We start from the raw sequence: 21729 nt of genomic DNA, 5'->3' as shown, positions 1-21729 counted from the left end.
TCGTTGAAGCGGTGGATGACGTCCCGGACGGTGTCCTCATCAGCCGCAACCAGTTGGGCGATGACCGGGACCCGATTCCCGCCGGCCGAAGCCAGCAGCATCATCGCGCGCCGGTAGCGCACGGAACTGGTACTGCCTCGCCGCACGATCTGCTGCAGGCGCTGCCCCTCTTGATCCGTCAGTCGGCGAACTTTGACCGGCTCTGCCACCACGTCTCCACACACTGGATGGGATGTCCGGCCCCATCCAATCGGCCCCAGCCTCAATGCGGACCAGAACCCGGTGAACGTTCCCGGTCACAGCACTAGTTGGCTTCGGAACCGCCGTCATGGAACTGAGGCCTGGGCCAACGGAGCGGGCGCGCTTGGGTGCCTAGTGGTTCGTGACTGCGTCATTCATGGCGTGCGTCGCCTCTGGTTGGGCGGGTGAGCCTGGGCAGTGATGGTGGCACCTCTGGCGCGGGGTGGCCGCGTCGACCCTCCCGAATGTTCTCCCTGGTTCGCCAACGACTGTTGCTCTCGAAAGTCCCGGATGTCCGTTTACGCGTATACCGGCACGTTCCATCTCCCGGGAAGCTAGCGGGCAGATGCCCAGGTGGGGCGACGTGCAGGTCGTCAAGGTCCGACACGCGTCGGGGCGAATTTACGGGCAAACCCCAGATGTAGTGGTTGGATTACTGCTGTGGCCCACAAGTTGTGGTCGCCGGTCCTTCGGGGTCGGGAGCATCTCTTATGCTTGGGGCTGCTTCGGCAGGTCCCACCCGGTTCTTCGCCTCATGGGGGGTGAAGGCCCTGACCCCAGGGCGTCTTTGGGGGCTGTCGGAGGTGGCGATGGGATACGAGGACGAGCAGGCGGAGGCACAGCGAAAACCGGTCCTGACGGGGGTTCAGGCGGTTCTTGACTGGGTGACCGTAATGCGTCGACAGGCACGGTCTTCCACTTGGATCACGGGGCGTCGAGAACTCCATGATCTTGGAAGCCGTGCCTGTCACTGTTCCGAGAGCACCGCCGCTCAGCTGACAGTCCGGCACGAACCGGGCGTCACGCGACTACGCCGATGCCCTGCTACGAACGCGGCGTCGACAATGCCCACTTCACCACATGGGTCGTCATGGCGGCCATCGCCTTCATCCTGCTCGACTACGTCCGGCGCGCCGGATCGCCGTCAATGATCCCGGCCCCGTTCCCGAACCCCGGTAGGTCGGCCATCACCTCATCGTCGTGTTCGATAAAGCACGGCGGAAATCGTTGATCCAACCCATCAACCTCCTTTCTAGACAGGTGAGTTGGTACTCCCTCCGGGGTTGGTGCTTCCGGAAATCCATGCCGTACCCACCGGCCCGGTGAACTGAAGGCGTCGCAGCGTATCGGTGAGGGCGTCGGAGCTTATGCCGTCGATCCCCTCGCGTAGTTCGGCGCGGCCGGCTTGGGCCCTCACAGGGCCCGGAGCACCACAGCGTTCCTCATTCTCGAAGACATATCCGTCGGAGATCGCGATGGGCCCCTGCAGGGTGCCGGGCGAAGCCGGAGTTGGAAGAACCCGGGCGACGATGAAAACCGTTCCGCTCTCTCGTGAGTCACGGACGCTGCCTCGACTTCGGATGCTGTCTTTCACCCGCGAAGCAGTTGAAGGTCCTCCGACGCCGTCGACGGCCCGGGCAGCGGCTTCCCGCGTGCGACTTCAAGCGGGCCCACATGTACAACCTTGCCTCTGCCGCGTGGACGCAACGTCCGGAAGATGCCCCGACCTGCCCCAACGCACCCTCCAACGCTACGTCTTGGGTGGCCGAGGGCGGACGGCGGACGGGTTCGCCGAAGACCGGTATCGATGCCGTGCGGTGAGTGCGGTGAAGGAGCGACGGCGACGGCGGGATTCGGCCGCAGACGGCTGGTGATGTCGGGCGGCACGCCTGGGACGCATCGGGCCCGAGCGCACCGAGATTTTCACCACGGAAATCCTTTTCGTAAATCCGAAACGTTTTTCCGGTGAGAGCGCGGGGGCGGCGGCAGTCGCGAAATGGGATACGTTGGTCCTGATTTCGCCGGGCTGGCGTTGCGATTTATCCGGTCAGAGGCGTGCGCCGGAGCGCCGCCCTGCCCGTGGTAGCTCTTCTGCATAATTCTTTACACGGGGAAACAGTGTGCAATCGTATGCTCTCCCCGCGCTCCGATGCCCCGTTCTATCGGTCCGTGCTCGGACGTAAGTTGGTAAGACTCTCTGAACTGCTCTTACCGGAGCATCACCTGTTCGATTTGCCCCCGGATGCTGTCTTGAGGAGGTGATATGCCCATGTCTTCCACCGGCTTTGTGTTGCTTAAAGGAGGCCCCGGTGGCGCTCCCCAGATGGTGGAGGCACCGTCCGGCGGGACAGGCGCTCCGGTGAAGATCTCGTACTGCGGCGGCTATGAGCACTACGAATTCACCGGCGAGTACATCGACATCGGTGAGGGTCCGGTGCCGGTGTACCGGTGGACGCGCCATCAGCCAGGAGCGGAATAGCCCGGTGCCGGCCTCCCGGCCGGCGGTGATGTACGCGCCCCACAGAAATCCGGCGCCGCGACCTGTTCCCCGGTTGCGGCACCAGCACCACCAACTGCCTCTCGGAGGTCAAGATGACCAACTCTCCCCACCCACGGTCAGCATCCGAAAAGTCCGCCGGGCCGGTCCGCGGCGGAGTGAGCGCGCGGGACGTCGTGGTCACCGGCATGGGGTTCTGCCTCCCGGGCACCAGCCGGCCGGTCTTCACCGCGGACGACATCTGGGACGTCGCCTCGCAGGGCGCGTCGTGCCTGGTGCAGCGTGATGTCTACTACGGCTCGGTCGACTTGTCGCAGGGCATGTTCGAGGCGCGCCTGCCCGACATCCCACCGGCGTTCTCCCGGCACTACACCTACGCCCACAGATTCGGGCTGGTCTCGCTGGTCGAGGCCTGCGCGGACGCCGGATTGGACTTCCGCGCAGGAGACCTGACGGGGGCGGCCGTTCTGACCGGACGCGGCGGGGTGGACACCAACGTCGGCCCCTACACGGCGATGCTCGAGGCCGATCCGCTGACGACCAGCCCGCAAGAGGCGATGGAACTGTTCGTCCGTGGCCAGCAGGGCCTCACACCGTCCGACGTCTGCCTGGTGCAAGGCGCTCTCCTGCGGTCGACCGGACCGAGCTTCACCGTCTCCTGCGGATGCGCCTCGTCCGCGGTGCAGATCGGCAACGCCCGGCGGATGATCGCCGAGGGCGTGGTCGACGTGGCCGTCGTGTCGGGCGTGGACCTCTTCGGAGAGGACGTCATCCTGAACGTCCAGCGGCTGCTGCGCTCCGCCCAGGGCGCGTACGAGGCCGTCCGGGTGGAAGGCATGCCGGAGCTGCTGCCGTCGTTCGACCGCCTGATGCGCCCGTACGACCGCCGGGCGGACTGCGTGAACCACGGAGAAGGCGCGGCGACACTCATCCTGGAGTCCCGGCAGCACGCCGATGAGCGGGGGGCGCGCACCCATGGCCAGGTGCTGGCCCATGCCATGACCCGCGACGGCCTGGTGAATCCGCTGGCGAGCGACGACAGCGGAGCGTCCCTGGTGCAAGCCGTGCGGCAATGCCTGGGAGACCGGTGGGACATCTCGCAGGTGCCCTACATCCACGGCGGCAGCGACGGCGACGTGGTGGTCACCGCCTTCGAGGCGAACGCGGTGAAGCAACTCTACGGCCCTGACAACGATCTGCTGATGACCTCGCAAGAGGCGTGCTTCGGGCACAACGGCGCGCCTTCGGGCTGCGTCGGAGTGGCACTGAGCCTTCTGATGATGGCGCGGGGCCAGGTGTGTCCCACGGCGAACTGCGAAGAGCCCGCCGACGGATTGCCGTTCGACCCCGTCCCCGGCACGGCCAGCAGGCCCCTCGACTTCGACTACACGCTGACCTGCAACTACCAGATCGGCGGAGTGAAGAGCGTCATTCTCCTCGGCAGCCCCGACGCCGTCTGACGGGTCCGCGATCACGGCCGGCCGTCGGCGCCGGCCGTCCCGTACGGACCGGCGGGTGCCACCTTCCCCCATCACCACAGCAACCCGACGACGACAAGAGACGGAGGAACTCGTGGGACACACCGAGCAGGGTTCAGAAGCCGGTCGTTACGGACCCATCGCCGTCATCGGCATGGGCTGCCGGCTACCCGGAGACGTCGACTCGCCCGCTGCCCTGTGGCGGCTGCTGGCAGCCGGCAGGGACGCAGTCGGAGATCCGCCCCCCACGCGCAGGGAAGTCGGCCCGCCCCGGGGTGCCACGCCGCCCCGACCGGGCGGCTGGCTGACGGACGTCTCCGGTTTCGACGCCGCGTTCTTCGGCGTCTCCGGACGGGAGGCGGACATCCTCGACCCGCAGCACCGGCTGCTGCTCGAAGTGTCCTGGGAGGCACTGGAGCATGCGGGGCTGCCCCCCGAGCGCCTGGCGGGAACACCGACCGGGGTGTTCACCGGGCTGAGCTACACCGACTACATGGACCTCCTGGCAGGGCATCCCAAGGAGCTGGAGGGGGCGGTCCTGACGAACGGTCACTGCGTCGCGCCGGGGCGCATCTCCTATCTGCTGGGACTTCAGGGGCCGTCAGTGGCGCTGGACACCGCGTGCTCGTCCTCGTTGGTCGCCCTGCACCTGGCGGCCCAGGCCCTGCAGAACGGCGAGTGCGATGTCGCGCTCGCCGGGGGTGTCACCCTGGTGCTCGCCTCCAGAACGACGCGGTCGTTCGTCCGGATGGGCATGCTCTCCCCGACCGGACGCTGCCGCACGTTTGACGCGGCGGCGGACGGGTTCGTGCGCAGCGAGGGCTGCGCGGTCGTCGTCCTGAAGCGTCTGAAGGACGCCGTACAGGAGGGCGACCGGGTGCTGGCCGTGGTCCGGGGCTCGGCCGTGAACCAGGACGGCCGCTCGGACGGCCTGGCCGCGCCGTCGGCGGCGGCCCAGGAGGCGCTCTTCCGCCAAGCGTTGGCCAGTGCCGGGGTCGACCCCGGCGAGGTGGGCATGATCGAGGCGCACGGCACGGGCACCCCGCTCGGCGATCCGGTGGAGTTCGCAAGCCTGGCCCGTGTGTACGGGCAGGGCCGGGGCCGCTGCGCGCTGGGTTCGGTGAAGTCCAATCTGGGGCACCTGGAACCCGCCGCGGGCGTCACCGGTCTGGTGAAAGCGGTGCTCTGTCTTCAGCAGGGAATTCTCCCGCCAAGCCTGCACTTCACCCGCTGGAACCCGGCCATCACCCCTGAGGGAACTCGCTTCTTCGTGCCCCAACGGCTGACCGACTGGCCCACGCGGACGACGTCGCGGCTGGCCGCCGTCTCGTCGTTCGGGTTCTCCGGCACGAACGCGCACGTGGTGCTGGAGCAGGCGCCCGCGACGGCCGCGCGCCGCTCACCGAGCACCCGCCCGGCCCGGGCGCGTGCGGCGGCCGCGGAACCGCGTGTCCTGCTGGTGCCCGCAGGATCGGCGGACGTACTGCCGGCGGCGGCGCGGCGGCTCGCCGACTGGCTGGAGGGCGACGGTGCGAGCGTGCCGCTCCGCGATGTCGCCCACACCCTGGCGCTGCGTCGCCAGCCCGGATGCGGGCGGCTCGGAGTGGTGGCCTCCTCACGCCCGTCCTTCGTGCGTGCGCTGCGTTCGTTCGCCGCCGGGCAGACGGAGCCGGGCGTGGTGTCGGGGGCGGTGGCCGCCGGCGTGCGCAGACGGCCGGTCTGGGTGTTCTCCGGACAGGGCTCCCAATGGGCGGGTATGACCCGCGACTTCCTCGCGCATGAACCGGCCTTCGCCGCTGCCCTCTCCGCGGTGGAGCCGCTGATCGCCGCCGAGGCCGGCTTCTCCGTGCTCGACGTCGTGCGCGAGGGCCGGGAGGTGACCGGGTGCGGACGTGTCCAGCCGGTGCTGTTCGCCGTACAGACCGCTCTGGCCGCCACCTGGCGGGCCTACGGCGTGGAGCCCGCCGCTGTCGTGGGCCACTCGATGGGAGAGGTCGCGGCCGCTGTCGTCGCGGGGGCGCTGTCCCTGGAGGACGGCGTCAGGGTGATCTGCCGGCGCTCCGCGCTGCTGACCCGCATCGCCGGCGCCGGTGCCATGGCGACCGTCGCGCTGGGGCGCGGTGCGGTGGAGGCGGACCTGGCGGCCGCCGACGCCCTGGGATGGGTCTCCGTCGCGGTCCTGGCGGCGCCCGGTTCCACCGTCGTGGCCGGAGACACGGCCATCGTGGAGCGCCTGGTCGAGCGCTGGGACGCCCGAGGTGTTCCCGCCCGCCTGATCGCGGTGGACGTCGCCTCGCACTCCCCGCAGGTGGAACCGCTGCTGGCCGAACTGGCCGCCGGACTCGCCGACGTGATGCCGCGCCCGCCCTCCGTACCGTTCTACTCCACGGTGCTGGACGACCCGCGTACGGTCCCGGTCTTCGACGCCGAGTACTGGTGCCGCAACCTGCGCCGCCCGGTGAGATTCGCCGACGCGGTCCGTGCGGCCGCCCAGGACCGGCACACGGTGTACGTGGAGGTGTCCCCGCACCCGGTCGTCGCCCGGGCCGTCACCGGCAGTCTGAGGGGACTCGTCAACGCGCCCGTGGTGTTGCCCACCCTGCTGCGCGAAGAGAACGCGCAGACCACCTTCCGCACCCAGCTCGCCGCCCTCCACTGCGTCGGCGTACCCGTCGACTGGGCTCCCCTCTACGGGGACGGCGCCCTGGCCGACGTGCCCACCATCGCCTTCGACCGCAAACAGCACTGGGTGGATCCGGACCACCGGCCCGACGAGGGCTCCCCGGAGGCGGCCGGCCTCCCGGACCAGCCCCGTCCGGGTGACGTGAGGACCTCCCTGCCCGGAGTCCATGCAAGGATCCCGGGCCGTACCGTCCGGCACACCTGGCGAGGGGATGCGGGGACACGCGCCAACCCGTGGCTGACCCACCACCGGGTCAACGGCTCGGTGGTCCTCCCCGGTGCCGCGTACTGCGCGCTCGCCCTCACCGCCGCCTGCCAGGCCTTCGACGCGGCGCCGGGCGACGTGGAGGTCGGTGACATCGCCTTCCACGAACTGCTCGCCCTGGACGATCGCTCCGAGTTCACCATGACGGCGGACATGTCCGCCCAGGACCGCGCCACATGCGAGATCTACGCGCGTGGCGACGGCGACGAGGAAGGTCGGGGCGAGGCCGGAGAGGGACAGTGGGTGCTGCACGCCAGCGCTTCGCTGAGGACGAACCGGACGCCGTGGGAACCCGCGGCCGTCCCCGTACGCGTGCTGGCCGCGGAACACCCCGTCGTCCTGCCCGCTGCCACCATGTACCAGCGACTGCGCCTGCGCGGCCTCGAGCACGGGGAAGCGTTCGCGGGGATCAGCGAACTGCGCCTGTCGCGCAGCGGCGACAGCGTCTGGGCGCCGATCGCCCTTCCGGCCGCGGCCGGCGCAACCGCAGGCTCCCTCCACATCCATCCCGTGCTCGTGGACCTGTGCGCCCAACTGGCGGTGGCATCGCTCGTGCGCGACGGAGCCGAGGGCGGCACGGTTCTCCCCGTCGGCGTGAAGTCCCTGAGAATCCACGGAGACCCCGGAACGGCCGTCCACGGACACGCGAAGATCACGCAGAAGCAGCCCGACGGGGTCACAGCGGACATCCGGCTTCTGACCGATGACGGACGCACCGTGATCGCTCTGAACGGCCTGCGCCTGCTCCATCGCGAGGTCGACGAGAGCACCCACGTCGACCGCTGGTTCTACGACATCGACTGGCAGCCCGCTCCCACCCCCGCAGCGGAGTCCGCCAGGATGCCCGAGCTCGCGGGCCGTGGCCCCTGGCTGGTGGTCGGCGAGCGCGGCAGCCGAGCGGAGGCGCTCGCCGACGCACTCCGCGAGTCCGGGGCGTGCGCCCGGGCCGTCGCCCTTCCGGAGGACGAGCACCGTCTCCCCGCACTGCGGGCCCGGCTCGCCGAACAGGAGCTCGGCGAACCGCTGGGGGACGTGGTGTTCCTGTGCGCGGCGGCCGACACCCCCGGGGCACCCCGAGCCACCCAGCCGGCCTCCGGGCAGCCGGCCGACCCCGACGGACCGGCTCCCGATCCCACGGCGGGTGCCCTGGAACGCACCCGCCGCCTCCTGGGCGTCATCCAGGCGGTCGCGAACTGCTCCCCTCCTCCCAGGCTCTACGTCATCACCCAGGGCGCCCGCCCCGTCGAACCGGGAGAGACGGCCGACCCCGCCCAGGGTCCGGTCCGCGGACTCATGCGCGTCCTGGCGCACGAGCACCCGGAGCTGGCTCCCACACTCCTCGACATCGGATGGTCCGACGACGTGCGGCAGACGGCCGGCCTCCTGCTGAGCGGAATGCCCGGAGACGAAATGGCCGTACGCGGCGGCGAACGTCACGTGGCCCGGCTCGTCCCGGCTCCCCTGACGGACACCGAACGTCTGACCGCGACCGCCCGCCGGGTGCGATACGGCGTGGACCACTTCCGGCTGCGCCCCGGCCGGGCCGGAGACCTCGGCTCCCTGCACCTCGTGGTGGGTGAGCAGCGCCCGCCCGGCCCGGGCGAAGTGGAGCTCCAAGTCGGCGCGTCCGGAGTGAACTTCCGCGACGTCCTCACCGTCATGGGGCTTCTGCCGCCCGTCGAGGGGAACGCGGGCCGCGGCGAACGCATCGGCTTCGAGTGCACGGGGACGGTGACCGCCGTCGGTCCGGGCGTCGAACACCTCCGCCCCGGGAACACCGTCCTGGCCGTGGATCTCGCCGGCGGCGCCTTCGGCTCGTTCACGACGGTCCGCGCCGACGCCGTGGTCCCCCTGCCGCCCGGTCTCGACACCGTTGCGGCGGCGGGCATCCCGACGGCGTATCTGACCGCCTGGTACGCCCTGCGGCACGTGGCGCGCCTCGCCGAAGGCGAATGCGTGCTGATCCACTCCGCCACCGGCGGTACGGGCCTGGCCGCTGTCGCCGTCGCCCAGTACCTGGGGGCGGAGGTCCTCGCCACCGCCGGGAACGACGAAAAGCGCGGGTACCTGCGCGGCATGGGCGTCCGGCACGTCATGGACTCCCGCTCGCTGGACTTCACCGAACAGGCCCGCGAGGCAACGGGCGGCAAGGGCGTCGACGTCGTGCTCAACTCGCTGTCGGGACCGGCGATCCGGGCGGGACTGGAGGCACTGCGCCCCTTCGGCCGATTCGTCGAGCTGGGTGTCCGCGACATCATCGCCGACACCTCCCTCGGGATGGCGCCGTTCCGGCACAACGTCACCTTCAGCAGTGTCGACCTCATCGAACTCCAGCAGAACCGCCCGGCGATGTTCCACGACCTGCTGCGCGAGGTCGTCGACCTCATCGCCGCGGGCGTCCTCCGGACGCTGCCGCACCGCGACTTCCCTCTGACGCAGGCCACGGAGGCGTTCCGTCTGATGGCGGGAGCCGGCCACATCGGCAAACTCGTCCTGACCCTGCCCAAACGCGGGGAGACGACCGCCACCCGCCACAAGCCGCCCTCGCCGGTCCGCCCCGACGGCGCGTACATCGTCACCGGGGGACTGCGCGGAGTGGGCCTGGCCACGGCGGCCCACCTCGCCGAGCTGGGCGCCGGGCACATCGTCCTCAACGGCCGTACGACACCGAACGACACCGCCAGAACCGAACTGGCCCGGCTGCGTGCCGCAGGCGCTCGCATATCCGTGGAACTGGGTGACGTCTCCCGGCCGGGGGTGGCCGAACGGCTCGTGTCCGCCGCCACGGCGGACGGGCTGGCACTGCGCGGAGTGGTCCACTCGGCGATGGTCCTGGACGACGCCGTGGTCACCAACATCACCGACGAACAGCTCGAACGCGTCTGGCGGCCCAAGGTCACCGCGGCATGGCGGCTCCACGAAGCCCTGGCGCAGCACGCTGCGGACTGGTTCGTCGTCTACTCGTCCATGGCTTCGCTGCTGGGCAACCCCGGCCAGGGCGCGTACGCCGCAGCCAACGCCTGGCTGGATGCCTTCGCCGCCTGGCGCAGTGCCCGCGGACTGCCCACCCTGGCCGTCGACTGGGGGCCCTGGGGCCAGATCGGCGTTGCAACCGACTTCGCCAGACGGGGCTACGAGACCATCGCCACCAAGGACGGTCTGCGCGCCCTCGATGAACTGCTCACCCATCGGCGGGTGAGGAGCGGTGTCCTGCCCGGCAAACCGGAAACCTGGATCCCTTCCAAGGTCCGCGGCGCCTCCTTCTTCGCGGGCCTCGTGGACGCCGGCGAGGCTCAGGGCGCCACACCACCGGGCAAGGCGCCCGGCACCGGAGCCGACACCCGTCGCCGTCTGGCAGGGCTCGGTACGTCTCTCGCCCGGCGAACGGCTCTCGAGGCCTATCTCGCCGAGGAGATGCGCATCGTCCTCCAGTCCGGCAGCGCGCGCCTGGACCCGCAGACACCGCTGCGCAGTCTCGGCTTCGACTCGCTGCTGTCCATGGAACTGCGCACCCGGCTGCAGGCAGGACTCGGCATCAAACTCGCCAACGACTTCGTCTGGAAGCACACCACGATTGCGGCGCTCGCCACGGGCCTGGCCGACAAGATGGGACTGGACCTGTCGTGAGCGATCGCCCGGGTGCGCCGAGCAGCAGGGTGTCGTCTGCTCCGGCCGGCCGGTGCCGGCCGGAGCAACGTGGTGCCGACGGCCGTCACCCAGTGTCAACCTCGCCATCAGGGCGGCTCACCACGCTGTGCCGTCCCGTCGGATGAGACCGGCGCGGGGATCGACGGTCCGGTGGTTCGTCTTGAGGACTCGGCCTCCGAAGGCCATGGGGACTCTGTGACGAAGCGGAAACCGACGGAGCGACAGATGCCGTCCGACGCGGCGCTGTTCGTTGCGGGAAGGCGTGCACGACTCCCCGGCGGCCCTGATCCGGGGTGGTCGGAGCACCCTCCTGCCGTGTCTAGGCGGCCCCGCTCGCCAGCCGCTGTGCCGCCCGCTCCCCGCGTCGGCCCACGGGCTCGACTCCCCATGCCGCACCCAGACCGGCCGGCGGCATGTCGACGTAGACCGACTCGTACGAACCGGCTGGGACGATGTACGTCTCGTGCCAGATCCCCACGCCGCCCTTGCTGCCCCGCACGCGGCGGTTGAACGCCGCCCACGCGGGGCGATGCTGCCCGCCCGGGTCGGAGGCGTAGGCGAGCAGCTTCTCCCGCGACTCCCAGTACTGCGCGACGGTGAACACGCGGGGACCGCCGCCCAGCCCCCGGTGGCCCAGCAGCCCGCTGTCGCGGTCCCGCGAGAGCTCCTTGAGCATGCGTGGCATCGCAGCCAAGGTCGGCAGCCAGTGGCGTACGGCCCGCCAGCGGTTGATCCGCATCCCGATGAGGAAGACGACGACGTCACCCTCCGCGGCGGCCGTGACCCGGCGCTCGGACATCGGTGCCATGCCCATGAGATTCTCCGTCCCGTGTTGGACAGCGACGCCATCCATGCTTGGATAGTTCCACTGTCCGATGGAAGGTGCAAGAGCATGCGGCTGGCTGAGCTGAGCGAGCGCAGCGGTGTGTCCACCGCCACGATCAAGTACTACCTGCGTGAAGGGCTGCTCCAGCCCGGACGCCGGATCTCCGCCACCCAGGCCGAGTACGGGGACGACCACCTGCGGCGGCTGCGCCTGGTGCGGGCGCTGATCCAGATCGGCGGGGTTTCGGTGGCAGCCGCGCGCGGGGTGATCGCTGCCGCGGAGGACGAGTCGCTGGACCACCACCTGCGGCTGGGCGCGGCGACCCGGGCGCTGCCCTGCGCCGAGAGGCCCGCCGAGGACGACCCGGCGGTGGAGACCGCCCGCCGCTCGGTGGAGGCGCTGCTGGAGAGGCTGGGCTGGTCCTCCGGCTCCGGCCTGGACATGCTCAACCCCGCCCACCGGCGGCTCATCGACTCGGTCGCCGCGCTGGTCCGGCTCGGCTACCCCTGCGACACCGAACAATTGCTGCCGTACGGGCAGCTGGCAGCGCAACTGGCAGTCACCGACCTGGACATGGTCGAGGAGCAGCCGACCCCGTCCGGGCAGATCGAGGCGGCCGTCGCGCTTACGGTGCTGTACGAACCGGTGCTGCTGAGCCTGCGGCGCATGGCCCACGCGGAGGAATCGGCCCGGCGGTTCTGAGGCGCCTCCGCCCCGTCCGCGACGACCCCGCCGTTCGCGTCCGGCGCCTCAGGAACCGGGCGGCGATAGCATCATGATCATGGCTGAATGGGAGCTTCGGGCAGCTTCGCCGACGGACGTCGAGGCGGTGGCCGAGCTGCGGGCAGTGGTGCTGAAGGCGGATCTCGAGCGGCTCGGGCGGTACGACGAGCGGCGTGTGCGGCAGCGGCTGCGGCAGGGGTTCGAGCCGGCGCACACCTGGACGATCGAGGTGGGCGGTGCCCTGGCCGGCTGTGTGGCACTGCGACCGGCAGACGGCGCCTACTGGTTGGAGCATTTCTACCTGGCTCCGGAACTGCAGGGCGGGGGCATCGGTTCTGCCGTGCTGAGCAGGCTGCTGGAACGGTGCGACCGGGAGCACGTTCCGACCCGGCTGAACGTGCTGCAAGGCAGTTCGGCCCGGAGGCTGTACGAGCGACACGGGTTCACCGTCGAGGCCGAGGACGAGGTGGACGTGTTCATGGTCCGTCATCCGGTCTCGGCTGCGCCCGGCAATTGAGCAGGCCGGTTTCCGGGGCCGGGTCAGGACACGCGGACGGAGCTGAACGCCCGGGTCGCACCCGGCAGTTGTCCGCCGCCCTGGGGGAGAAGACCACCGACGCTCGGGCCCAGCCGCCAGCCGCCAGCCGCGAACCGTGAACCTTGCGACGGACCCGGTGTCCCGCCCCGATGGGCCCGCGGCCCGACGACACGTACGGGACGCCTGCGACCGTGAGCGCGATCCGAAAGATCCAACAACGCTTCGCGGGTCCCCCGGCCGTCTGGTGCCATGCCTGCCCCCCGCCGTCCGGCTGGCGCCGAGCGGTGTGGGTACGACCTCCAGGCCGCAGCCGATCGGGGAGGTGAAGAGGCAGCGCAGCCGAGACTGAAGCCGGCCCCACCTGCATGGATAGCAGAGGGTGACGCCCCGGGATGCGATGGTGACGGGACACTGCTTCGCTGGGATGGTCCCGCTCTTCCCGATACCCAAGGAGCGATCATGAGTGTTGCAGGCGAGCCGGGCAGGCGAGCACAGCAGATGCGTACGCAGGCTCTCGAGCTGGAGCAGGCGGCGTCGCGCGCCTCTGATCCGCAGGAGCGCCAGCGGCTGCTGGACAAGGCCCGGCGGCTCAAGGAGCAGAGCGAGAAGGCGGGCGGAACGGGCACCGAGGACATCGACCCGACGAAGTAGTGCCCATGCGTGGATGCCGACCGGTGGCCGTCCTCATGCCCTTTGACGGTGTGTGTGGCCACCGGCGGTCTCCATGCACCTGAAGCCGCGTTCGATCGGTCGTGCTCAAGGCCCCGTCCTCCGGGTGGAGTTCGGTGAGCGCGGCCTCGGACCGGTTGGTGTTCGGCCTCTACCGACAGGCGGGTACGCATCGTGCGCAAAGCCAGGAGTCACTCCTACCAAGGCACTTCGACGAGGGCGATCGTCCACCAGTACGACTTTCTCGGCAGCTACTATCGCCTCGCGCTCGGCCCTGAGCTCGTCTTCTCGTACGCCATGTGGCAGGACGACGGTGACACTCTTGAATCGGCCCAGCTGCGCAAACTCGACTACCACGCCCACGCCGCGCAGGCCGTCGGTGCGCACCGTGTCCTGGACATCGGCTGTGGCTGGGGCAGCATGATGCGCCGCCTCGTGGAGAACCATCAGGTCGAGCACGTGGTGGGCATCACCATGAGCCCCGGGCAGGTCGCCTGGATCCAGGAGCAGAACTGGCCCGGTTGCGAGGCGCGCGTGGAGAACTGGTACGACCACCAGCCCGACGCCCCCTATGACGCGATCATCGCTGTCGAGGCCATCGAGCACTTCGCCGGGAACACCATGTCCAGGGCCAAACGCGTGGCTCGGTACCGCGAGTTCTTCGAACGCTGCCACGCGTGGCTGCGGCCGGGCGGACGTCTGTCCATCCAGGCCAACACCTGGCACGACCGCGGCTGGCTCGCCGCCATGCTGCTGCCGAGCGAGGAACTCGCCGCCGTGGGTCCGACCCGTGACGGCACCCGAAAGCGCCTTTCTCAGATGGCTCACACCGGTCGGCGCAATCTTCGGGAGGGCCTGCACGCGTCGCGCAAGGTGTTCCCGGAGATGTTCCTGCCGACCCAGTCGGAGATCGCAGAGGCCGCACGGGGTTCGTTCACACTCCTCGAAGCCCGACGGGATCCGGACGACGGCGCTCGCACGATCGCGGCCTGGCTCGAACGTCTGGAGGAGAACCGCGGCCACGGCACCGATCTCATCGGTGCCGACGCGGTGTCCGACGTCATCCGGGAACAGCACACCGCCCTGTGCTTCCAGCGCGAGCGACGGATCGGCGTCGTACGGATGGTCTTCGAGCGAGTGTGAAACACCGTCAACCCGCCGAGCCGTCCGGCAGGTGTGCGGGTCACTCGGCGCCGCTGGACGGCGCCGTGGTCTCGTCCGGGAAGAGCGTGGTGGCCACGTGGTGGGTGTCCGCGTATTCGACGACGGAGGCGATCCGGCCGTTGCGGACGGTGTAGATGCCCAGGCAGCGGTTGTCGTAGGTGCCGCCGTGGACGGTCCTGGCCGTGGCGGTCCATTCGGCGACCACGCGCTCGCCCTCGGCGAGGGTGCTGATCAGGGTGATCTCCATGGTGCCGGGGACCAGGAGCGGTCCCATGCCGCCGAGGAAGTCGTTGATGATCGCGTCGCGGCCGTGCCACACCTTCGAGATCGGCAGATCGCCCGGGTAGTGCCAGGTCGCGTCCTCGGCGAAGCTGTCGTGGATGACTTCGGCGTCACCGTCACGCACGGCCTCGACATAGCGGATGACCACGGACCTGGGGTCGGTGGAGATGTTCATGATGAGGGCTCCTCGGGTTGCTGTGCCGGGCTTTCGTACCGGTCGGGTGGGTGTGACGTGGAGTCAGGGCAGGGTGAGCACGGCTTTGCCGCGGATGCGGCGGTCTCGTAGGTCGGTGAGGGTGGTCGCAGTGTCGGCCCAGTCCGCGACGCGGCCGATCTCCGGGTGCAGTCGGCCCTCGTCGGTCAGCCGGACCAGCGTCGTCAGGTCGTCGGCGAGGCGGGTGTCCGCGTCGAGGTAGTGGAAGTGGCGGATGACCGCCGACTCGGGGCCGCTGAAGAAGTCGAAGAAGTCGAGCGTGACAGGCATGCGGCTGGCCTGGCCGAACCAGATGAGCATGCCGCGCCGGGCGAGCCGTGCCAGTGCCAATGGGAGGGCCCGGCCGCCGGTCGACTCCAGCACGAGGTCGAAGGGCCCGCGGGCATCGGCGACGTCGTGGACGATCTCGGCGGCGCCGAGTCCGGCGAGTCGGGCCCCGCGTTGAGCGTCCCGTGTCACTGCGGTGACCTGCGCCCCGGCTGCGGCCGTGAGTTCGGTCAGGTAGTGGCCCACGCCGCCGGACGCACCGGTCAGCAGCACGCGTCGGCCGACCACGGGCCCGGCGGCGCGCAGCAGCCGCACCGCGGTGAGTCCGGCCAGTGGCAGCGCCGCGCCATCGACCATGCTGACGCCGTCCGGTAGCACCGCGAGCGCATCGGTCGGCACCGCCACGTACTCCGCCCAGCCGCCCGCCATGGGGTGCCCCACGACGCGGGTGATTCCGGACGGTCCGCTCCCGTCGGCTGCCGATTGCACCACCAACCCCGCGACGTCCTTGCCCGGGCGCTCGCCGGGGACGGGCTTCTCCAGCTTGAACGTCTCGCCCCGGTTGACCGAGAACGCCTCGACCTTCACCAGCGCCTCATGCGGGCGCAGGGTCGGCTCGGGGACGTCGGCGAGCACGACCGGCTCGGTCGGATCCCCTGTCGGTATCAAGGCTTTCATCGTGGTCTCCTCCTCGGTGGCCTCCGGGGCCATTCCCCGGTCCGGCGCCGGTGCGGCGCCTGTTGGGGCGTCGAGGACCATTGGGCCGGGTGCGGGGGCGGGACGGCCAACAACGCGGCTGCCCGGCCGACAACGCGCGGTTGTCGCCTAAGGTCAGCGGCATGGATCTCGACCTTGCCCTCGTCCGCGCGTTCACGACGACCGCCGCGACGCTGCACTTCGGGCGGGCCGCCGACGAGCTGAACACCAGTCAGCAGGCGCTGTCCAAGCGCATCGCGCGACTGGAGGAGTTGCTGGCCGTCCGGCTGTTCGTGCGCGAGGGCGGCATCCGGCTGACCGAGGCGGGCGAACGGTTCCTGCCGGCCGCACACGAGGCGCTCGCGTCGGGCGAGCGCGCCATCGCTGCGGTGAGCGGTGCCGGTTCGGCGGTAAGGATCGACACCTGGGGGCACCTCTACGCGCCCATGCGCAGCGTCGCCCAGGCCGCTCAGGCGCTCGGGCCGGTACGGCTGGAGCCCGGCCCGGGACGCGACTGGCCCTCGGTCGCGCAGGCACTGCTGCGTGGCGACACCGACCTGGGTTTCGGCCGGGTGCACCCGCTGCCCGGAGGCGGGGACGCGGGCCTCACCCAACGTCTGGTGAGGCTGGAACCCGTCGACGCGGTGGTCGGCCCGTCTCATCCGCTGGCGGGCGCGGACGCCCTGCGCCCGGCCGATCTGCGGGAGAGCACCCTGTGGTGTCCCGCCGAACTGACCCGGCTGGACTTCCTGCGCCGCTTCGCCGACGCGTTCGCCGTCACTCGGCGGCAGGACGGCCCCAACCTGGGCCTGGACCACCTGGTGGACCATCTGCGCGGCGACCCCGGGTGCTTCACCCTCTTCCCCGCCGACGCTCCGCTGCCCAACCATGCGGGTCTGCGCACCATCCCGATCGTCGAGCCGACCCCGCTGTACGCCTGGTCGCTGGCGTGGCGCGAGTCCGCACGCCATCCGCTGCTCGACACCCTGCTGCGCGGTTTCACGGAAACGGGCCGCTCCCGGCGCTGGCTGGACTACGCACCACACCGCGACTGGCTCCCCGACACCGACCACGCGAAGCTCGCCCCACAACGCTGAACGCCCCTGACGCCACCTCGCCACCGACCCACCGCCGGGGCACGACGGTCATCGGCAGTACCGACGAGGTGTGAGTGAGGGGGCCTGCGCCAGGTCGGGTGCGCGGACCCGCAGCCAGATCAGCGCCGCATGGACAAGTCCCGGTCGGACCCTGTCCGGTAATCGCCCCAGCGTTTGCCCTGTCGACGACCCGTGAACTCATTCATCGCCAGGACCGCAACTCCCTTCACCTGGCCACCCCGGACACCGACATGGCCAGGGAACTGTCGTGACGTTCGCGATCAACACACGCAAACGGGCGCCGGGGCCGATGCCCCGGCGCCCCTCGGCGTCCGTACAGCTCAGTCCGATTTCGTCCGGCGGTAGCGGACCCACGTCACGACCGTCAGGCACGCAGTGGTCCACATCAGAATGCTGTCGGTGGCCACGGACTCGACGTACTGCTCGTAACCTTCCGCGCGCAGCTGGAGGGCGAGGAAGCCCAGCGCCGTCCCGAGCCCCGCAAGCGCGGTGGACAGGGAGGCAAAGGGAGGCTGTGTCATTCCATCTCCTTTGAACGGTGAGCCGACACGATGATCTTCGAGTCTAAAGGCGAACTCGTAACACAGTGAACGGACTTGGCCAAAGGTGAGATGGTGCGTGTGAGTGTGGTCGCTGTATCCCGGAAGAGGTCGGCGGCCGACGGCAGACCACCGGGACCGGTCCGGCCGACGCCGCGAGGTGACGACGTCTTCGGTCCGATCCTGCCCTGGCGGACGAGGGCGATCCGGCACCACAGGACCGAGCGACACCGCTGTTCGCCGCACTCCCCGCGCTGTGGGTGTCCGGGCCCCGTCACTGTGGGTGTCCGAGCGTTCGCGCCCGACCGGGAGCCGGAGACACACGTCGTCCGGGCGGTCCGGCCCGAGGTCGTGATCCGCATGTGATCAACTCCCCGTAGTCTCCACCTGATCAGGGGACTCACGGGATGCGGGACCAAGGCGGGGGACAGCACATGACATACCGGCGCGCGGCCATACCGGCACTGGTCGGAGGGCTGCTGCTCACGGCGCTCCTGTGGTGGGCGGGGGCGAGCGCGCACGCGCTGCACCTGCCGGGCGCCACCGATGTGCTCGGCGGCCAGACCGCCGCCGAGCTCGAACACTGGCTCATGCCCTGGTCGTACGACCCTCCGAACTCGATCCGGCTCGGCGCCGAGGTGTCCGGTGGGATCGGGGACACGGCCGGGACCGACAGCACCAGCTATGTGTCGCTGTATTCCACTGCGATGCAGATCCGGTTCGGCGCGGTATTCGCCTTCTTCGTACCGGGGGCGCTGCTCCTGGTCCGCAGGCTGCCCCCGATACAGGGCCGGATGCCGGCCGCGCTGCTCGCGGTGTGGGCCTGGGGCATGGTGGCCGGGACCCTCGCGGTGACCGTTTCCGCGCCGTGGCTCATCGCCGCGCAGGGGCACGGCAGTTACCGCTTCCTGCCCCAGCTGGCGAGTGTGATCTCCTCCGGAAGGCAGGTCCTGGTGGCGACCGCGCTGGTCGGGGCCGTGGTGACGGTGCTCGCAGCGCGCATCACCGTCAAGGGTGCGGGCCCGCTGCCGCAGGCCGTCGTCCCGGCGCGCGCCGCCCGGCTGGCCGCCACCGCCGGGACCGTGGTGATCGCGCTGTCGCTGGTGGTCCTCTCGTACCAGCGGGTCGCCGCCGGCCTCCAGGCCGTCTCCCCGGATGTCGGCCTGTTCGCCGAACCCGGTGATCTCCTGCGACAGTGGCTGCTGCTCGGCGCATGGGCCGGCCCGGCGGGCGGGCCGCTCGGCGACTGGCTGCTGTATCGGGCCGCCGACGTGCTCGTGCTCGTCTTGGTGTGGTGGGCACTGCGCTGGCTGCCCCGACTGCTCACCCGAGCCACCGTTCCGGCAATGGCGGTCGGCGCAGTGTGTGCGACCGTCCTGGGACTGCTGGCGAGCCAGTTGCTGCGGGTGGTGATCGACGGGACGACCCTGCACTGGGATCTGGTTTACCTGTCCGCCGGCGTCGGTGGCGGCATCCCGGCCGCCCTGACCTGCGGCACGGTGGCGGGAGTCGCGGCTGCCGTGACGCTGCGGGCGGCCATGGGGCGTGTGGAGACCACCGACACCGCGGCCTCCGTGGAAGATCCCGCCCAGCCCTGAGGCAGACCCTGGGTAGCTGGTGCCGAGGCGTGGCCGATGAGCGTCAGAGTGGGTTGAGGCGGGCCTTGAGCAGGCAGAACTCATTGCCTTCGGGGTCGCTCAGGACATGCCACTGCTCCTCCCCTGTCTGGCCGATGTCGGCCGGGCGCGCACCGAGCTCAAGAAGGCGTTCGAGCTCGGCGTCCTGATCGCGGTCGGTGGCGTTGACGTCGATGTGCAGCCGGGATTTCCCCTTCTCCGGCTCGGCCCTGCGACTGAGGATGATTGTCGGCTGGGGACCACCGAACCCTTCGCGCGGCCCGATCTCCAGCGTGCCGTCGTCCTCGCGATCGAGCACGACGAAGTCCAGGACCTCGCACCAGAACCGCGCCAGCACTTCAGGGTCGCGGCAACCGAGCACGAGCTCACTGATACGACATGCCATAACGAAACCTGCTCTCAGCCTGGGAACCGCCGGGGAGGCCACACGCGAACCTGATGGGCTCCCGGCAGTGAGGACAATTCCGCGACCGTACCGGACGAGGCGAGCACGGGCGAAATGATTTCGGGGCCGACCCTGTCCGGGCGGGCAAGGCCGTCGGCGATGCAGTGGAGCAGCTGACTTCCAGACACGACCCAGCCCTACGCGGCCACTTGCCAGAAATCCCTTCCACCGGAGCCGTCGTCCTTCGACCGCCGTGGAACATCGGGTATCGAGGCCCGGCCGGCGAACCGTCCGTCAACAGGACTGATCCTGAGCCCGGTTCGCACTGCTCCTGCGGCCTGGTCGGCGAACACGCCGTGTCTCGTCACACTCCGCCATTCGCAGCGGCGTCCAGAGGTCGTGCGCCCACCCTCAACGGTCCTGAACGGACAACCTAGGGTGGGCTCATGGACCTCATGGACCTCAAGGACGAGCTCATCGGCGACCCGTACGACGTATTGAGGCGCTTACGTGAGGCCGCACCGGTGCATCGCATTGCCGGACCCAACGGCGACCCTGCCTGGCTCGTCACGCGATACGACGACGTGCGCGAGGCCCTCGCCGACCCACGGCTCTCCCTGAACAAGAAGCACGCCGCGCAAGGGCACTACCAGGGGTTCTCCCTGCCACCGGCGCTCGACGCCAACCTCCTCAACATGGATCCGCCCGACCACACCCGCATCCGCCGGCTGGTCGGCCGAGCCTTCACGCCTCGCCGGGTTGCGCAGCTGCGTACACCCATACGTCAGGCCGCGGACGAACTCCTCGACGCGCTTGGATCCCACGGCGACACCGATCTGATCGCCGCCTACGCCGCGCCACTCCCGGTCGTCGTCATCTGCGATCTGCTGGGCATCCCCAGCGAATGCCGCCGGGACTTCCGCAGTTGGACGGACGCGCTCGTGGCTCCGGATCCGGCCCGACCCCAGGCCGCCAAGGATGCGGTGAAGGCGATGTTCGGGTTCTTCGTCGACCTCCTCGGCCAGAAGCGCGAGCAACCGGCCGCAGACCTTCTCTCCGACCTGATCGCGGTACGTGACACCGACGGTGACCGGCTCAGCGAGGACGAGCTGATGTCACTCGCCTTCCTGATCCTCTTCGCCGGATACGAGAACACGGTGCAACTCATCGGAAACGCGGTCCACGCCCTGCTGGAGCATCCGGACCAGATGGCCGTACTGCGCAAGGACCCGTCGAAACTCCCGGCGGCCGTGGAAGAGTTCGCCCGCTACGAAGGACCGGCGCTGCTTGCCATCCGGCGCTTCCCGACCGCGGACGTGATCATCGGAGGTGTCACGGTTCCCGCGGGGGAGACGGTCCTGCTCTCCCTCTCCGCCGCCAACCGCGACCCCGCCCGGTTCCCCGACCCGGACGGGTTCGACCTCGGCCGCGACGCCTCCGGTCACCTTGCGCTGGGACATGGGATCCACTACTGCTTGGGCGCACCGTTGGCACGGGCCGAGACGGAGATTGCTCTGGCCGCGCTCCTCGATCGGTTCAGCAGGCTTGAGCCGGCAGAGGCTGCGCCGCGTTGGAGGCCCTCCCTGCGTGCCCGTGGACTGCTCACGCTGCCGGTGAACTACGAAGGGGCGGGCCCGCGCCGGCCGTAGGGGTGCGTGAGGTGCCGTTACTCGGGGCGCGGGGCGTGGTGGGTGGCGGTTGTCGGTGCGGTGGCGCAGCAGATCAGGGCGGTGCGCGCCAGGCCACGTTGTCTGAGGCGTCGCGCAGGGGCGTAGTCGGGGTGGGAGATCATGGCCAGGAAGGCCTGTCGTGAGGGATAGGTGACTGTCGCCACCGCGTCCCAGTCATCGGCGGACGGGTCGCCGACCAGGACGTGGCGGGGCAGGCCGATCCACTGGATGCGGCCGCCCACGCTCTGGACCAGGCTCTCGGCAGCCGACTGGTAGCGGCCGTACGTCTCGGTGTCGTCGCTGAACTTGAGCAGATTGAGCATGACGATCTCGCCGTCGACGTCGCTGCGGAGGAACTCCTCGAGCTGTTCGGGTGTCGGTTCGACGGGCATGAACTCTCCTGGCGGGTG

General features: G+C 70.1%; 17 protein-coding genes. 10 read left to right on the top strand and 7 right to left on the bottom strand.

Going from position 1 to position 21729, the window contains the following annotated elements:
* Positions 1-209: helix-turn-helix domain-containing protein (locus ACWCP6_RS33760; RefSeq protein ID WP_450936439.1), on the bottom strand; the 209-nt coding region annotated here is incomplete at its 3' end.
* A 2075-nt stretch (positions 210-2284) separates the two neighbouring features.
* Between ACWCP6_RS33760 and ACWCP6_RS33755 the strand changes: the two genes are divergently transcribed.
* From ACWCP6_RS33755 to ACWCP6_RS33745, 3 genes are all read left to right on the top strand, one after another.
* Positions 2285-2500 (top strand): DUF5988 family protein, encoded by a 216-nt coding sequence (locus ACWCP6_RS33755; protein WP_450936438.1) that lies wholly within the window; start codon positions 2285-2287, stop codon positions 2498-2500.
* 113 nt (positions 2501-2613) lie between these two features.
* Entirely contained in the window at positions 2614-3978 is a 1365-nt protein-coding gene (locus ACWCP6_RS33750) for a beta-ketoacyl synthase N-terminal-like domain-containing protein (RefSeq protein WP_450936437.1), read from the top strand.
* Positions 3979-4090: 112 nt separating this feature from the next.
* The gene (locus ACWCP6_RS33745; RefSeq protein ID WP_450936436.1) at positions 4091-10570 is read left to right on the top strand and encodes an SDR family NAD(P)-dependent oxidoreductase; all 6480 of its coding nucleotides are present in this window, start codon (positions 4091-4093) and stop codon (positions 10568-10570) included.
* A 340-nt stretch (positions 10571-10910) separates the two neighbouring features.
* On the opposite strand, the gene ACWCP6_RS33740 is transcribed toward ACWCP6_RS33745, so the two are convergent.
* Positions 10911-11405, bottom strand: a complete 495-nt coding sequence (locus tag ACWCP6_RS33740; RefSeq protein ID WP_450936435.1) for a DUF4188 domain-containing protein — start codon at positions 11403-11405, stop codon at positions 10911-10913.
* Positions 11406-11483: 78 nt separating this feature from the next.
* Here ACWCP6_RS33740 and ACWCP6_RS33735 point away from each other — a divergent pair, with 78 nt between their 5' ends.
* The 4 genes from ACWCP6_RS33735 to ACWCP6_RS33720 all read left to right on the top strand — a co-directional run bounded on the left by ACWCP6_RS33735 (position 11484) and on the right by ACWCP6_RS33720 (position 14490).
* A complete protein-coding gene (locus ACWCP6_RS33735) occupies positions 11484-12119 on the top strand; it encodes a MerR family transcriptional regulator (RefSeq protein WP_450936434.1) in 636 nt (211 codons plus the stop codon).
* A 79-nt stretch (positions 12120-12198) separates the two neighbouring features.
* Positions 12199-12657: a GNAT family N-acetyltransferase gene (locus ACWCP6_RS33730; RefSeq protein ID WP_450936433.1), complete on the top strand. Its 459-nt coding sequence runs from the start codon at positions 12199-12201 to the stop codon at positions 12655-12657.
* Between the two features lie 480 nt (positions 12658-13137).
* The gene (locus ACWCP6_RS33725) at positions 13138-13329 is read left to right on the top strand and encodes a DUF6381 family protein (protein WP_450936432.1); all 192 of its coding nucleotides are present in this window, start codon (positions 13138-13140) and stop codon (positions 13327-13329) included.
* Between the two features lie 192 nt (positions 13330-13521).
* Positions 13522-14490, top strand: coding sequence for an SAM-dependent methyltransferase (locus ACWCP6_RS33720; protein ID WP_450936431.1), 969 nt, complete (start codon positions 13522-13524; stop codon positions 14488-14490).
* A 40-nt stretch (positions 14491-14530) separates the two neighbouring features.
* Here the strand turns inward: ACWCP6_RS33720 and ACWCP6_RS33715 are convergent, their stop codons facing one another.
* Positions 14531-14968 (bottom strand): nuclear transport factor 2 family protein, encoded by a 438-nt coding sequence (locus tag ACWCP6_RS33715; RefSeq protein ID WP_450936430.1) that lies wholly within the window; start codon positions 14966-14968, stop codon positions 14531-14533.
* 63 nt (positions 14969-15031) lie between these two features.
* Positions 15032-15952 (bottom strand): zinc-binding dehydrogenase, encoded by a 921-nt coding sequence (locus ACWCP6_RS33710; protein WP_450936429.1) that lies wholly within the window; start codon positions 15950-15952, stop codon positions 15032-15034.
* A 161-nt stretch (positions 15953-16113) separates the two neighbouring features.
* Between ACWCP6_RS33710 and ACWCP6_RS33705 the strand changes: the two genes are divergently transcribed.
* On the top strand, positions 16114-17067 hold the full coding sequence (locus ACWCP6_RS33705; protein ID WP_450936428.1) for a LysR family transcriptional regulator: 954 nt from the start codon (positions 16114-16116) through the stop codon (positions 17065-17067).
* Between the two features lie 341 nt (positions 17068-17408).
* Here ACWCP6_RS33705 and ACWCP6_RS33700 read toward each other — a convergent pair whose 3' ends face one another.
* Positions 17409-17609: an SCO3870 family protein gene (locus ACWCP6_RS33700; RefSeq protein ID WP_450936427.1), complete on the bottom strand. Its 201-nt coding sequence runs from the start codon at positions 17607-17609 to the stop codon at positions 17409-17411.
* A 452-nt stretch (positions 17610-18061) separates the two neighbouring features.
* Between ACWCP6_RS33700 and ACWCP6_RS33695 the strand changes: the two genes are divergently transcribed.
* The gene (locus ACWCP6_RS33695; protein ID WP_450936426.1) at positions 18062-19225 is read left to right on the top strand and encodes a hypothetical protein; all 1164 of its coding nucleotides are present in this window, start codon (positions 18062-18064) and stop codon (positions 19223-19225) included.
* Positions 19226-19268: 43 nt separating this feature from the next.
* Here ACWCP6_RS33695 and ACWCP6_RS33690 read toward each other — a convergent pair whose 3' ends face one another.
* Positions 19269-19649: a VOC family protein gene (locus ACWCP6_RS33690; RefSeq protein ID WP_450936425.1), complete on the bottom strand. Its 381-nt coding sequence runs from the start codon at positions 19647-19649 to the stop codon at positions 19269-19271.
* Between the two features lie 455 nt (positions 19650-20104).
* Here ACWCP6_RS33690 and ACWCP6_RS33685 point away from each other — a divergent pair, with 455 nt between their 5' ends.
* A complete protein-coding gene (locus ACWCP6_RS33685) occupies positions 20105-21298 on the top strand; it encodes a cytochrome P450 family protein (RefSeq protein WP_450936441.1) in 1194 nt (397 codons plus the stop codon).
* A gap of 17 nt (positions 21299-21315) precedes the next feature.
* Here the strand turns inward: ACWCP6_RS33685 and ACWCP6_RS33680 are convergent, their stop codons facing one another.
* Complete coding sequence (locus tag ACWCP6_RS33680) at positions 21316-21711, bottom strand: DUF1330 domain-containing protein (protein WP_450936424.1); 396 nt, start codon at positions 21709-21711, stop codon at positions 21316-21318.
* Positions 21712-21729 lie beyond the last annotated feature (18 nt).

The organism is Streptomyces sp. NPDC002004 (assembly GCF_053593975.1).
The sequence above is the reverse complement of the archived record's forward strand: the minus strand, read 5'-3'. Positions and strand labels throughout refer to the sequence as shown.

Excerpts from the sequence above, each read along its gene's own strand:
- ACWCP6_RS33750 (WP_450936437.1), top strand. The coding sequence starts at position 2,614 with ATGACCAACTCTCCCCACCCACGGTCAGCATCCGAAAAGTCCGCCGGG.
- ACWCP6_RS33715 (WP_450936430.1), bottom strand. The coding sequence starts at position 14,968 with ATGAACATCTCCACCGACCCCAGGTCCGTGGTCATCCGCTATGTCGAG.
- ACWCP6_RS33755 (WP_450936438.1), top strand. The coding sequence starts at position 2,285 with ATGCCCATGTCTTCCACCGGCTTTGTGTTGCTTAAAGGAGGCCCCGGT.
- ACWCP6_RS33685 (WP_450936441.1), top strand. The coding sequence starts at position 20,105 with ATGGACCTCAAGGACGAGCTCATCGGCGACCCGTACGACGTATTGAGG.
- ACWCP6_RS33700 (WP_450936427.1), bottom strand. The coding sequence starts at position 17,609 with ATGACACAGCCTCCCTTTGCCTCCCTGTCCACCGCGCTTGCGGGGCTC.
- ACWCP6_RS33725 (WP_450936432.1), top strand. The coding sequence starts at position 13,138 with ATGAGTGTTGCAGGCGAGCCGGGCAGGCGAGCACAGCAGATGCGTACG.
- ACWCP6_RS33680 (WP_450936424.1), bottom strand. The coding sequence starts at position 21,711 with ATGCCCGTCGAACCGACACCCGAACAGCTCGAGGAGTTCCTCCGCAGC.
- ACWCP6_RS33740 (WP_450936435.1), bottom strand. The coding sequence starts at position 11,405 with ATGGGCATGGCACCGATGTCCGAGCGCCGGGTCACGGCCGCCGCGGAG.
- ACWCP6_RS33710 (WP_450936429.1), bottom strand. The coding sequence starts at position 15,952 with ATGAAAGCCTTGATACCGACAGGGGATCCGACCGAGCCGGTCGTGCTC.
- ACWCP6_RS33730 (WP_450936433.1), top strand. The coding sequence starts at position 12,199 with ATGGCTGAATGGGAGCTTCGGGCAGCTTCGCCGACGGACGTCGAGGCG.
- ACWCP6_RS33695 (WP_450936426.1), top strand. The coding sequence starts at position 18,062 with ATGACATACCGGCGCGCGGCCATACCGGCACTGGTCGGAGGGCTGCTG.
- ACWCP6_RS33735 (WP_450936434.1), top strand. The coding sequence starts at position 11,484 with ATGCGGCTGGCTGAGCTGAGCGAGCGCAGCGGTGTGTCCACCGCCACG.
- ACWCP6_RS33705 (WP_450936428.1), top strand. The coding sequence starts at position 16,114 with ATGGATCTCGACCTTGCCCTCGTCCGCGCGTTCACGACGACCGCCGCG.
- ACWCP6_RS33690 (WP_450936425.1), bottom strand. The coding sequence starts at position 19,649 with ATGGCATGTCGTATCAGTGAGCTCGTGCTCGGTTGCCGCGACCCTGAA.